The organism is Paraburkholderia acidicola, assembly GCF_002362315.1.
Taxonomy (GTDB): Bacteria; Pseudomonadota; Gammaproteobacteria; order Burkholderiales; family Burkholderiaceae; genus Paraburkholderia; species Paraburkholderia acidicola.
The window spans coordinates 389061-402695 of the sequence record NZ_MTZV01000002.1 but is presented as its reverse complement, the minus strand read 5'-3'; the positions used below and the strand labels follow the sequence as shown (position 1 = coordinate 402695).

Below are 13635 nucleotides of genomic sequence, written 5' to 3'. Positions count from 1 at the left end.
CGACAGACGTCGTCGCCACGTGCCCTGATGAGAGCAACGATAAGAACGATGAAGTTCCAGTGATCGCGCTGCAGGAACGAGCATCGTCGCACTGATGGCGTTCAGGCATGTGGTGTCTGGCAGGTAAGCAGGATGCTGTAGATGGGTGTAGTGCGAGACCGCAATAATCGATGGGAAAGATCCACGAGACCTTTCCTCACATATATGAGCAGTGGCCCTACTGACAAGCAAGAGGGGAAAAATGAAACAGCGTGCATTGGCGTTAGCCGTTAAGCGAATAATCTGGGCTGAGCTGGCGTTATCGGCTGCAGTCGCCGGACCTGTGTTTGCGCAGAGTCAACCGGCAGCGTCGACGGGGACTGCGGCTGCAGCACCGTCTGTCCCATCCGGGACGGCGACGGCGGCACCGACACCGACCACCGATACCACGACGAGCACTGCGACCGGCACGGGCAAGGTCCAGCAGTTGAAGACATTCGAAGTGACGGGCTCGCTGATTCGACAGGCGGACAAGACGGGGTTCCAGCAGGTCCAGGTCGTCACACCGAAGCAGATCCAGGATTCCGGCGCACAGAGCGTCTCTGACTATCTGCGCACCATCTCGGCCAACTCGGCCAACAGCTGGGGTGAATCCACCGCGGACAGCTTCGCTGCGGGCGGTTCCGGCATCGCACTGCGCGGACTCAGCGAAAAGTACACGCTGGTGCTCGTCGACGGTCAGCGGGTCGCGCCGTTCGCATTCGCCGTTAACGGCTCGGACCAGTTCTTCGATCTGAACACGCTTCCGCTGAACATCGTCGATCGCATCGAAGTCGTGAAGACCGGTGCAGTTTCGCAGTACGGCTCGGACGCTATCGGTGGTGTGGTCAACATCATTACCAAGCACAATTTCCAGGGCTTGCAGCTTGACGGCAGCTACGGTGGTGCAACACAAGGCGGTGCGGGTACAACCAAGTTCGGTATTCTCGGTGGCTTCGGTAACTTGGCGTCGGACGGTTTTAACGTCACGGCAACGGCCAGCTATTACAAATCGAACGGCTATACGCTCGCCGATCGCGACACGACGAAAGACGGCGACTTTACCAACAAGCCGTTTGGCGGCAGCGTCCAGTACCCGACGTATTTCCTGAACCCCGCCAATGGTGTCGCCTCCGTACCGTTTGGTTGCGCCGGCGGCACGGTTACGCCTTTCAGCACCAGCATCATCGCGTCGCAAAGAGGGTCGATCAATTCCGGCAACGTCTGCCTGAGGAATACGTCTGAAGACGCGTCGATCGAGCCGATGACCGAGCGTTTCAACACGAAGATCCACGCCGACTTCAAGATCAACGACCAGACCACCGCGTACGCCGATTTGTGGGAAAGCTACAACACGACGACCACGAACAACGGCAACGCAGCGATCGGCAATGGACTCACGTACAACCCGGCCACGAAGACGGTCAGTCCGTTTTCGTCGATTGTTCCGGCCACCAATCCGTACAACACGACTGGCATCGCTCAGGAGATCTTTGCTGCCCTGCCGACCACGATTCCCGTCAGGACGAATTCGAACTTCTGGCGCGCAGGAACAGGCGTGAAGGGCACCTTCTCGCTGTACCAGGATGACTGGGACTGGAACTTGGGGTACACCCATTCGCAGAGCAGCGTCAGCAATGTGGAAGGAGGCCGGATCAATCCCGCCGGTCTGACCGCGGCGCTGCAGAACGGGACGTACGACTTTGCGAACCCGTCGCTAACGCCGAACGGCCTGAACGGTGTCGTGACTCAGTCGAGCAACCTGGGGATCTCGAAACTCGATGCGTTCGATGCAACCCTGTCGACGCCGGCCCTGTTCCACATCCCGACCGGTGACGTTGGCCTGGGGTTGGGTGCGCAGTTCCTGCACGAGAGCGAACTGATCGAGGAAGACGGCGCCACGATGAACGGCGGGATACTGAACCCGAACCTTCAGACGGTGAACGGCGAACGCAACATCGCCGCCGCCTACTACCAGATCGATATCCCGCTGATCAACAAGATGCTGACGTTCAGCCAGGCGGGCCGCTACGATCATTACAGCGACTTCGGCGGCGCGTTCTCGCCGCGCTTCGCCTTGCGGTTCCAGCCGATCCAGCAGTTCACCACGTACGCGTCGTATAACCGTGGCTTCCGTGCACCGGAGTTCCTCGAGAATACCAATTCGTCCAACATCGGCATCCAGCCGGTTGGTCCGAATGGCCAGAACGAAAACGTCGTGACCCGCGGTAACCCCGCACTGCAGCCGGAAAAGACGAAGAACTACAACATCGGCTTCGAACTGTCGCCGACGCGTACGACCGACGTCGGCTTCGACTGGTACAAGATTCACGTCGACAAGGCGATCGGCACCACGATCGATCCGACCGGTACCGTTCTCAACCCGGATGGTTCGATCGCGTACATGCTCAACACGTACGAAAACCTCGGTTCGTTCGATACGGACGGCTTCGAAACGACGTTCTCGCAGTCGTTGCCGACTCAGGTCGGTACGTTCAAGCTGTCGGCCGACTGGACGTATGTGTGGCACTTCAAGATGAACGGGATTGGCGGTCTGTCCTCGACGGTGGACGGAGCGGGTAACGATCAGACGCTCGCGCAGCCGTTCGGCGGTTCGTTCCCGCGCTGGAAGGGCAATACGGATCTGTCGTGGGCGTACCACCAGTTCACGGCCGATCTGCAATGGCAATATACGGGGCCGTACTCGAACGCACTGGGTCTGAACTACTCCACTGCGTCGTTTAGCCAGTTCAACCTGAACGTGGCCTATACGGGCTTCAAGCACTGGACAATCTACGGCGGTATCAACAATATTTTCGACAGGGCGCCCCCGTATGATCCGCTGTGGCTCAACTCCACCGACCAAACCGGTTACGACCAGTCGCTGTACACGTACATGGGTCGTTACCTGCAGATCGGCGCAACCTACAAGTTCTAGGCCTTTGAGCCTGTAGTGCATTGGTGTAGTGAACAGATCGCTCCGGTCTCGCGCCTTGAGACCTGGAGCGGTCGTCTTGTTTCAACAGCATGGCGCGCAGACTAAGGCGCCGTAGTAAGGTGTCGCACTCAGGCACCTAAGTGACTCAAGCGACAACCCTCGGGTTGCCGTCGCGTCGTTGACGAACCGCACTTCGGCCACAAGCCGCTGTGCGTCTTCAAGCAGGCAGATGATGAAATTCGTGAAGTTCCGGCCGTCACGCACGCGGCCTGCAACCACAGCACGTGGGCGTCGAGCCCCGGCGCTGGTTGCTGCTCTGACGGCGCTGGCCCTACTTGGCGTCGCGCCGGTCCCGGTTCAGGCGAGCGCCGGCATCTCGCAGTACGACCAGCCCAAATACCCCGCCAGCTTCACCCACTTCGACTACGCGGATCCGGATGTGCCGATCCACGGCACCCTGAATTTCCAGAACTACGACGAAGCGCAAAGCTACGACTCGACGAATCCCTACATCGTTCGCGGCTCGCCTGCGCCGTACATCAAGACCCTGATGTTCGATACGCTGATGCAGCGTAGCTGGGATGAACTCGCCTCCGAATACGCGTTGATCGCAGACGACGTCCAGGTCGCTCCCGATCTAACCTCGGCGACATTCCACATCAATCCGGCCGCACGTTTTTCGAACGGCGATCCGATTACCGCGGCCGACGTCAAATACTCCTTCGATACGCTGGAAAGCCCGCAGGCTTCGCCGCTTTTTAGCGCGCAGTTCTCGGTGATCAAGCGCGCAGTAGTAATCGACAGGAACACAATTCGTTTCGACTTCAAGCAGGCCGAGCGTGACGCACCGTTGATTGCCGGTGACCTGCCGGTCTTCTCGCCGAAGTGGGGCATGCGCCCGGACGGCACGCGTCCACCGTTCGACCAGATTGCGACGTCGCCGCCGATCGCAAGCAGCGCCTATCTGATCGAATCGCGCAAGAACGACAAGGCGATCACCTATCGTCGCAACCCGAATTACTGGGCATCGGATCTGCCGACGAGGCGCGGCATGTTCCGCTTCGAGCGGATCAATTTCAGGCTGTATCTCGACCAGTACACGAAACTCGAAGCCTTCAAGGCAGGCAACGACGACGTGGATGTCGAATACAGCGCGACGCAGTGGGCGCGCAAGTACGTCGGCAAGAACTTCAAGAACGGCTTGCTGAAGAAGGGTGAATTCGACGACGGCCCGGCCCAGATGCAGGGCTTCCTGTTCAACCTGCGTAAGCCGATGTTCAAGGACCCACGCGTGCGTCGTGCGCTGGGTCTCGCATTCGACTACGACTGGATGAACCGGATGATGTTCTACGGTCAGTACCGTCGGACCAACAGCTACTGGGAGGCGAGCCCGTTCGGCGCAACCGGTATGCCGGGGCCGAAGGAACTGGCGCTGCTTGAACCGCTGCGCGGCAGCATCCCGCCGGAAGCCTTCGGCCCGATGCTTAAACAGCCCGACACTATTCCACCGCACACGCTGCGCGACAACCTGAAGCAGGCTCGTGATCTGCTCTCGCAGGCCGGCTGGCACTATCGCGACGGCGCACTGCGCGATGCGAACGGCACGCCGATGTCGATCGAGTTCATGGACGACCAACCTGGTATGGACCGCCTGACGCTGCCGTACATGCAGGCGCTCGGCAATCTCGGCATCCAGACGAACTTCCGCGAAATCGACAGTGCGCTTTATCAGAAGCGGCTCGACAATTTCGAGTACGACATGACCACGTTTATCTACCCACCGGTGACGATTCCCGGTATCGAGCTGACGCGTCGCTTCGGCAGCGCGGCGGCTTCCGAGGTGGGATCGGAGAACTATCCTGGCATCCGTTCGAAAGCCGTCGATTCATTGATCAAGTCCGCACTGAGCGCCACCACGCTCGACGATCTGGAAGCGGCGACGCGCGCGCTGGATCGCGTGATGATCTACTCGTATTACCTTGTGCCGCAGTACTACTCGCCAGGTGCGCGGATCGGCTACAAGAATACGTTGGGCCATCCGAAGATCGTGCCCAATTCGTACCAGTATGAAGACTGGGTGATCAACTACTGGTACCTGAAGCCGGCACAGACGCCGGGCGCTGCGGCCACGGCCGTCGGCGCTTCCGGACCTGCAGCTAACTGAGGAACAGCATGCTCACCTACATACTCAGACGTTTGTTGTTAATGGTGCCCACGCTGCTAGGCGTCGTCACGCTGACCTTTGTCGTCACGCAGTTCGTGCCGGGTGGGCCGGTCGAACAGGTGATGATGCAACTCCGCCACGGCACCAGCCGTGGCGGAGAGGCGGGGTCGGGCGGTGGCGGCTATCACGGTAGCCAGGGCGTCGATCCGCAACAGATCGAACAGATCAAGAAAGAGTTCGGCTTCGACAAGCCGCCGCTCACGCGTTATGTGCTGATGCTCAAGAACTACGCGACCTTCAACCTCGGCCAGTCCTACTACCAGCACGACAGCGTCTGGGACGTGATCCGCTCGAAGCTGCCCGTGTCGATCACGCTAGGTTTATGGACGGTGATGCTCACGTACCTGATATCGGTGCCACTGGGGATCGCGAAGGCGGTACGCAACGGCTCGCGCTTCGACACGGTGACGAGCGTACTGGTACTCGCCGGTTACGCGATACCGGGCTTCGTGCTCGGCGTGCTGCTGATCATGCTGTTCGGTGGCGGCACGTTCTGGCAGGTATTCCCGATGCGCGGCATCACCTCCGACAACTTCAGCGACCTGAGCGTCGCGGGCAAGATCCTCGACTATCTGTGGCACATCGCATTGCCGGTTACTGCCTCGGTGGTCGGCAACTTCGCGATCGTCACGATCCTCACCAAGAACACCTTCCTCGAGGAGATCGGCCGGCAATATGTGCTGACCGCGCGTGCCAAGGGGGCCGCCGAGCGTGACGTGCTGTGGAAGCACGTGCTGCGCAACGCGGCCATTCCGCTGCTGACGGGTCTGCCCGCCGCCTTCGTCGGTGCCTTCCTGAACGGCAACCTGCTCATCGAAACGCTCTTCTCGCTCAACGGTATGGGTCAGCTGTCCTACGACTCGGTGATCCGCCGCGACTATCCCGTGGTGCTCGGCTCGCTGTTTCTGTTCACGCTGATCGGCCTCGTAACCAAACTTATTGCTGACGTCTGCTATGTCCTCGTCGACCCCCGCATCCAGTTCAACCGCATGGACCACTGAGTCCGCGGTCGTCACCCAGGCGCCGTCACCTTCTCCGTGGCGGCGCACATGGTGGCGCTTCAGACAGCAGCGGCTCGGTTACTGGAGCCTCATCATCTTCGGTGCGCTGTTTGTCATCAGCCTCTTTGGCGAGCTGCTGGCGAACGACCGTCCGCTCGTCGTGCGCTATGAAGGCCATTACTACTTTCCGATCGTGAAGGACTATTCGGAGCTGGTGTTCGGCGGCGACTTCCCGGCGCGCGCGAATTACCTCGATCCGTACATCCGCTCGCGGCTGGAATCGAAGGGTAACTTCGCGATCTATCCGCCGAACCACTACCACTACGACACCATCGATTACTTCGCCGCGCACCCGTTTCCGGCACCGCCGTCGGCGACTAACTGGCTCGGTACGGACCAGTTCGGGCGGGACGTACTGTCGCGCCTGCTGTACGGGTTCCGGCTGTCGGTGCTGATGGCGCTTGCGCTGACGGTATCGGGTGTCCTGCTCGGGGTGCTGACAGGGGCCGTGCAGGGCTTCTACGGAGGACGCACCGACCTGATCGGCCAGCGCCTGATCGAGATCTGGAGTTCGATGCCAGACCTCTACCTGCTGATCATCTTCGCCTCGATCTTCGAACCGACGCTGTGGCTGCTGTTTATCCTGCTGTCGATGTTCGGCTGGCTGGTCCTCTCCGACTATGTACGTGCCGAATTCCTGCGCAACCGCTCGCTCGACTATGTGAAGGCAGCCCGCACCATGGGCCTGACCAACTGGCAGATCATGTGGCGCCACGTGCTACCTAACAGCCTGACACCGGTCATCACGTTCCTGCCGTTCCGCATGAGCGCGGCCATCCTGTCGCTGACCAGTCTCGACTTCCTGGGTCTCGGCGTGCCACCGCCCACACCCAGCCTCGGTGAGCTGCTGCAGGAGGGCAAGAACAACCTCGATGCGTGGTGGATCTCGATCTCGGCGTTCTCGGCGCTGGTGATCACGCTGCTGCTGCTGACCTTCATGGGCGATGCGCTGCGTAATGCGCTCGACACGCGCATGCGTGGTTCGGCATTCGGCGGAGGCAAGTGATGGCTCAATCTCTACTGGAAATCGACCACTTCTCGGTGCGCTTTGGCGACAAGGTTGCGGTGCAGGAACTAAGCCTCTCCATCGCACGTGGCGAGCGTGTCGCGCTGGTCGGTGAGTCGGGCTCGGGCAAGAGCGTGACTGCGCTGTCCATCCTGCGGCTTGTCGCGCAGGCGGAACTGAGCGGGCGCATCCTGCTCGACGGTGATGACCTGCTGCAGAAGACCGAGCAGCAGATGCGGGGTATCCGCGGTGCCGATGTGGCGATGGTGTTTCAGGAGCCGATGACTGCGCTCAACCCGCTCTATACGATCGGCAAGCAGATTGCGGAGAGCCTGCGGTTGCACGAAGGTTTAAGACCCAATGCGGCCCGCCAGCGCGGCATCGAACTGCTGAAACGCACCGGTATCCCCGAGCCGGAACGGCGGATCGACAGCTTTCCGCACCAGTTGTCGGGCGGCCAGCGCCAGCGCGCGATGATCGCGATGGCGCTCGCGTGCCGGCCACGCCTGCTGCTGGCCGACGAGCCGACCACCGCGCTCGACGTGACCGTGCGCCAGCAGATCGTCGACCTGCTGATCGACCTGCAGGAGCAGGAAGCGGCCGACCGCGGCATGGCCGTGCTGCTGATCACGCATGACCTGAACCTGGTCAAACGCTTCGCCCAGCGCGTAGCGGTAATGGAAAAGGGTGTGCTGGTGGAAACCAACACGACCGAAGAACTGTTCTCGAACCCGCAGCATCCGTACACGAAGCGGCTGCTCGACAGCGAGCCGCAGCGCGCAATCGATGCCATCGAACCTGACGCGCGCACGCTGCTCGATGTGGAAGGACTCGCGATCGATTATCGGATTCCCGCCAAAGGCTGGCGTTCGATGTTCGGCCGCGCGACGTTCCGCGCCGTGCATGAACTCGATCTGAACCTCAAACGTGGAGAAACGCTGGGTATCGTTGGCGAGTCGGGCTCCGGGAAATCGACGCTGGCGGCGACCGTGCTGGGGCTGCAGCGGCCTGCGACCGGTGAGATCCGCATCGACGGCATACCGTTGCCGAAGTCAGGACAGAGCCGCGAGCGCCGGGAACTGTGCGCGCGCATGCAGGTAGTGTTTCAGGACCCGTTCGGCTCGCTTTCACCGCGCATGACCGTCGAACAGATCATCGGCGAGGGGCTGGCCGTACACCATGCGCATATCGATCCGAAGGACCGGCGCGGACGGGTTGCTGCGCTACTCGAGGAAGTCGGCATGCCGGCCGAATCGATGGTGCGCTATCCGCATGAGTTCTCGGGCGGCCAGCGGCAGCGGATCGCGATTGCACGGGCGCTGGCCGTGGAACCGGAACTGCTCGTGCTCGACGAACCGACCAGTGCGCTCGACGTGTCGATCCAGAAGCAGGTGCTGAACCTGCTGACGAAACTGCAGAAGAAGTACCAGCTGAGCTATCTGTTCATCACACACGATCTGGCGGTGATGCGCGCGATGGCGCATCGGGTGATCGTGATGAAGTCAGGGCGCATTGTTGAGGCAGGTGATACGCTCGATGTGCTGCGCACGCCGTCGCATCCCTATACCCAGTCGCTGCTGGCGTCGTCACTGATCAACCAGCCGGCTTCTTCCAGGACCACCGCATGATTGACGAACGTTGGGCGCAGGCCGCCCGCGCGCTACATAGCGAGGCCAACTTCTGGTCGCTGCGGGTCGTCGATGAACAGATCGAAGATCACGAAGTGCGCAACGATGTCGCACAGCCGCTCAGCACGAACCGCGATCGTGGCGCGATGCTGACTGCCTGGGTCGGCGCGGGTGCCGGTTACGCGGCGACAGCGAACCTGTCGGCAGCGGGATTGCAGGCCGCGCTCGATATTGCGACCGCACGGGCACACGCAAGCGCGGCGTTATCGTTGATCGATCATCGCGAGGTGGCGCGGCCCGCGGCGAGCGGCCACTACGCATCGCCGAATCTGCAGCAGGCGTTGCCGTCCCGCGCCGAATGGCTGGACCTCCTTCGTCACGAATGCGCAAGCGCGAATCTCGATGCGCGCATCGTCGAGCGCATCGCGGGTGTGCAGATCACGCATACCGATCAGCTCTATATCACCAGCGAAGGCGTGCGGATCGATCAGCAGTTCCGCTTCCTGCTGCCGGCCATGAGCGCCGCTGCGCACGCGGACGGCGATACGCAGGTGCGTACGCTCGGCAGCTACGGCACGCTTTCCCAAGGCGGCCTCGAGGTACTGGCGCGTTTCGGTTTCGACGGTGCCGGTGCGCGCGTCGCCGACGAAGCATTGCAACTGCTGGCCGCGCCGAACTGTCCTTCCGGTCCGCGCGACCTGTTGCTGATGCCCGACCAGATGATGCTGCAGATCCACGAGTCGATCGGTCATCCGCTCGAGCTGGACCGCATCCTCGGCGACGAGCGCAACTTCGCGGGCTGGAGCTTCGTGAAGCAGGAGATGTTCGGCTCGTATCGCTACGGTTCCGATCTGCTGAACGTGACGTTCGATCCGGAGCTGCGCGAAGAAGCAGCGTCCTATGGTTTCGACGATGACGGCACTGAAGCGCGCAAGCAGTATCTGATCCGCGGCGGCGTGCTCGAGCGGCCGCTGGGCGGGGCGTTGTCGCAACAGCGTGCACAGATGCCAGGTGTCGCGAATTCGCGTGCGTCCAACTGGAACCGTCCGCCCATCGATCGCATGGCGAACCTGAACATCGAACCGGGCACCAGTTCGCTCGACGAGATGATCGGCAACATCGAGCACGGCATCATGATGCGCACGAATACGTCGTGGTCGATCGACGACCATCGCAACAAATTCCAGTTCGGCTGTGAGTTTGGTCAGTTGATCGAAAACGGCAAGCTCACGCAGGTGGTGAAGCAGCCGAACTATCGCGGCATTTCGGCGAACTTCTGGCGCAGTCTGAGCGCAGTGGGCAATGCGCAAACGCGTGGCGTGTACGGCACACCATACTGCGGCAAGGGTGAACCGATGCAGATCATACGTGTGGGTCACGCGTCGCCGGCCTGCGTCTTCAGCAACGTCGACGTATTCGGAGGCGCATGATGAGCGAGCGCGACTGGCAGGCTCATTTCACGCGGCTCGCCGATGAAATCGAAGGTTTGCAGCAAGGAGCGGAAACGACGCTGAGTTCGTTCGTCGCCGAGCAGTCTGACTTTGTTCGTTTCAATGCGGGCAAGGTGCGGCAGATCGGCAGCGTGTCGCAGGGCAAGCTGACGCTGCGGTTGATCGACGGAGCGCGCCAGGCGTATTCGACGTTCACGGTATGCGGCGACGTGCAGCAGGATCTCGAGGCGATTGGCAGCGCGCTGGCCGCGTTGCGCGACAGCCTCCGCGATGCTGCGGACGATCCGCATCTGCTGTTCGATACGACGCAATGGCAGCGCGTGACGCGCCGCTCGGGTCATCTGCCTGATCCGCAGGCGCTCATCCGTACTGTGGCCGAATGTGCGAAGGGGCTCGATTTCGTAGGGTTCTACGCGGGTGGGACGATCGTGCGCGGTTTTGCATCCACAGGTGGTAGCCGTGGATGGTACGAAGTCGATAGCTTCAATTTCAGCTGGTCGCTGTACGACCCGAGCGGTCGCGCGATCAAGACGACTTACACCGGCGACGACTGGAGCGATGCGGTATTCGCACAGAAAGTCGAACAGGCTGCGGCCCGGTTGCCGGTGCTCGCGTTGACGCCGCATGCGTTGTCGCCTGGCGGCTATCGAGCGTGGCTTGCACCGGCGGCGCTCGAAGAGTTGCTGGGCGTGGCCTCGTGGAGCGGTTTCTCCGCGCGTGCGCACGCAACCTCGCGCAGTGTGTTGCGCAAGCTGCATGCGGGCGAAGCGGCACTCGATCCACGCGTCACGCTCAGCGAAGACCTGGACCTTGGCATTACGCCGGCCTTCAACGAAGACGGCTACGTGCGCGAAAGCGTGCCGCTGATCGACGCGGGACGCAGTGCTGGTCGCCTGACCAACGCACGCAGCGCGCGCGAATACAGCCTGCAACCGAACGGCGCACTCGCATCCGAAGCACCGGTTACGCTGTCGATGCTGCCAGGCGACCTGCCCGACGACGATGTGCTGGCGACGCTCGACACGGGCCTGTATGTCGGCAATCTCTGGTACGTCAACGTGTCCGATCCGATGAACTGTCGTCTGACCGGTATGACGCGTTTCGCGACCTTCTGGGTCGAACACGGCAAGATCGTCGCGCCGCTCGATGCAATGCGTTTCGACGACAGCCTGTACCACGTACTCGGCGATCAGCTCGAAGCACTTGGCGCGCAGCCAGAACTGCTGCTGAGCGACTCGACCTACGGCGAACGCGCGACCGGTGGCATGCAGTTGCCTGGCGCGCTGGTGCGTTCGTTCGAACTGACTTTGTGAGCCTATGAATCAACCGGTCGACACGACATCCACACCACTGCCCGAAGGTTTGACGCTGCGCGCACTGCGCCCGGCGGATGCAGAACAGCTTCATGCGTTGCTGCAGTTGCCGGCGTCAATGCGCGGCAATCCGCTCCAACCTTTCGCGACGCTCGCCAGCAGACGTGAACACATCGAGAAGACCGATGCGTCGCAGATCGCAATTGCAGCAACGATCGGTGACACGCTGGTTGGCGAAGCGGGACTGACACCTAACAAGGGGCGTCGCGCGCATTCTGGATCGATCAGCATCGGTGTGCACGATGCCTGGCATCGGCGCGGCATTGGCCGTGTGCTGATGACCGAACTGCTCGATATCGCCGACAACTGGCTGGGTCTGCGCCGCGTTGAATTGCACGTGTTCGCGGACAATCACGCGGCGATCGCGTTGTATCGCGGGTTCGGTTTCGAGATCGAAGCCCGGCACCGCGGTGCGGTGCTGCGCGATGGCGTGCTGATCGATAACTGTTTCATGGCCCGGTTGCGTGAACCGGCGCCGTTTGCCGCGGGTTAGCACGATGAACGAAGACACGGTGCAAAACGAAGCGGCAACAAGCAGCCGCGTGACAGTGCGAGCCTGCGAGCCGGAAGACATGGCAGCGGTCGCCGCGATTCTCAGTCAACCTGGCGTGCGACATGGCACGCTATCAACCGGCTATCGCAGTGCCGAAGTGATGAGTGCCTGGCTGGAGCGCTGGCCGCGCGGGAGCACCTCGATCTGCGCCGTGCTCGACGGTCGGGTGGTCGGGCATGGCGGGTTGCGCGCATATCGACCGACGCGCGCGCATGGGGCGGGGTTGAGTATCGCGGTGGACGACGCGTACTGCGGGCGCGGTGTCGGTACGGCGCTGATGCAGGCGCTGATCGACTGCGCGGACCACTCGCTCGGTTTGCGCCGGCTCGAACTGATGGTGTTCGCCGACAATGCGGCCGCGATTGCGTTGTATCGCAAGTTCGACTTTGTCGAGGAAGGCCGTTCGCGCGGTTATGCGATGCAGGACGGCGTGCTTGCCGATGCATTGCATATGGCGCGTTTCGTCGATGCACCGCCCCTCGTCGCGGTAGTCTGATTGCCCCATTGCCGGGCGAGTCCCCCGCATTCCTGACACGCACCTCTGCAAATGCGGCACAGGCCCCACGCGGAAAGTTTGTAGAATGGCGCGGACGTTGCGGGCATCGATTGCCGCTGCGTCCTTCATCTACTTCCGCGAGATCACGACCGATCATGGCGCCGCCCAAGTCTCTTCCCGACCCGATCGCACCGGCGCAGTTCGACGCTTCCGGCTATGAATTCTCGGAGCAGATCGGGCATCTGCTGCGCCGCGCCTATCAGCGGCACCTCGCCATTTTCAGCCAGACCATCGACGACCCGCAGCTTACCGCGGTGCAATTCGCCGTGCTCAGCGCAAACCGCCGGCTCGGGCCATCGTCGATGAGCGATCTCGGCAAGGCGACTGCGATCGATGGGGCAACCGTGCGCGGCATCATCGAGCGTCTGCAGGCGCGTGGGCTCGTGGAGTTGCAGAGTAGCCCCGACGACCGTCGCAAGAGCATCGTCGAACTGACCACACGTGGGCACGCGCTGCTCGAACAGACCACACCGACGGCCGCGCGCATCAGCGAACTGACGATGAGCGACCTCAATGCCGTCGAGCGCGTCGCGGTGCTGCATCTGCTGCGCAAGCTATGTGGTCCCGACGGCGAGTAGATACCTGGCGCAAGATGCGCTGCACCAACCTCGGGACGATTTGCAATGGTGCGCTTTTATAGTGTGTACATGTTTTTCAGTGGTGCGTCGCGGTACCGATGGAAAGCGCGATGTCAGCCTCGATGCACTTTCTGAATGTTTTTAATATGCTGAATTTAAAAGATTTTTTATCCGAGTTCGACGTTACTTCGGACACGGGTAAACACCTCTAACCATGGCATGCTCATTGCAACTAATCTTGCAATTACC

The 13635-nt window shown here is 61.5% G+C and carries 10 protein-coding genes; all 10 read left to right on the top strand.

The genetic code is table 11. The annotated features are described in order from the left end of the window. Nucleotides 1–241 precede the first annotated feature (241 nt). The 10 genes from BWP39_RS03845 to BWP39_RS03800 all read left to right on the top strand — a co-directional run bounded on the left by BWP39_RS03845 (nt 242) and on the right by BWP39_RS03800 (nt 13386). A complete protein-coding gene (locus tag BWP39_RS03845) occupies nt 242–2956 on the top strand; it encodes a TonB-dependent receptor (protein ID WP_096717038.1) in 2715 nt (904 codons plus the stop codon). A gap of 232 nt (nt 2957–3188) precedes the next feature. Further along, nucleotides 3189–5120: an extracellular solute-binding protein gene (locus BWP39_RS03840; protein ID WP_096718527.1), complete on the top strand. Its 1932-nt coding sequence runs from the start codon at nt 3189–3191 to the stop codon at nt 5118–5120. 8 nt (nt 5121–5128) lie between these two features. Beyond that, nucleotides 5129–6181 carry a microcin C ABC transporter permease YejB gene (locus BWP39_RS03835; RefSeq protein ID WP_096717036.1) on the top strand — a complete coding sequence of 351 codons (1053 nt, stop codon included), beginning with the start codon at nt 5129–5131 and terminating at the stop codon, nt 6179–6181. After that, entirely contained in the window at nt 6135–7247 is a 1113-nt protein-coding gene (locus BWP39_RS03830) for an ABC transporter permease (RefSeq protein WP_096717034.1), read from the top strand. Before BWP39_RS03835 ends, BWP39_RS03830 begins: the two co-directional genes overlap by 47 nt. Further along, a complete protein-coding gene (locus BWP39_RS03825; protein WP_096717032.1) occupies nt 7247–8875 on the top strand; it encodes an ABC transporter ATP-binding protein in 1629 nt (542 codons plus the stop codon). Before BWP39_RS03830 ends, BWP39_RS03825 begins: the two co-directional genes overlap by 1 nt. After that, nucleotides 8872–10305 (top strand): TldD/PmbA family protein, encoded by a 1434-nt coding sequence (locus tag BWP39_RS03820; RefSeq protein WP_096717030.1) that lies wholly within the window; start codon nt 8872–8874, stop codon nt 10303–10305. The genes BWP39_RS03825 and BWP39_RS03820 overlap by 4 nt, the downstream gene beginning before the upstream one ends. Beyond that, a complete protein-coding gene (locus tag BWP39_RS03815; RefSeq protein WP_207556582.1) occupies nt 10305–11639 on the top strand; it encodes a TldD/PmbA family protein in 1335 nt (444 codons plus the stop codon). Before BWP39_RS03820 ends, BWP39_RS03815 begins: the two co-directional genes overlap by 1 nt. Before the next feature lie 4 nt (nt 11640–11643). After that, complete coding sequence (locus BWP39_RS03810; RefSeq protein WP_096717026.1) at nt 11644–12192, top strand: GNAT family N-acetyltransferase; 549 nt, start codon at nt 11644–11646, stop codon at nt 12190–12192. Between the two features lie 4 nt (nt 12193–12196). Beyond that, nucleotides 12197–12748, top strand: a complete 552-nt coding sequence (locus BWP39_RS03805; protein ID WP_096717024.1) for a GNAT family N-acetyltransferase — start codon at nt 12197–12199, stop codon at nt 12746–12748. A gap of 155 nt (nt 12749–12903) precedes the next feature. Further along, nucleotides 12904–13386, top strand: coding sequence for a MarR family winged helix-turn-helix transcriptional regulator (locus tag BWP39_RS03800; protein WP_096717022.1), 483 nt, complete (start codon nt 12904–12906; stop codon nt 13384–13386). Nucleotides 13387–13635 lie beyond the last annotated feature (249 nt).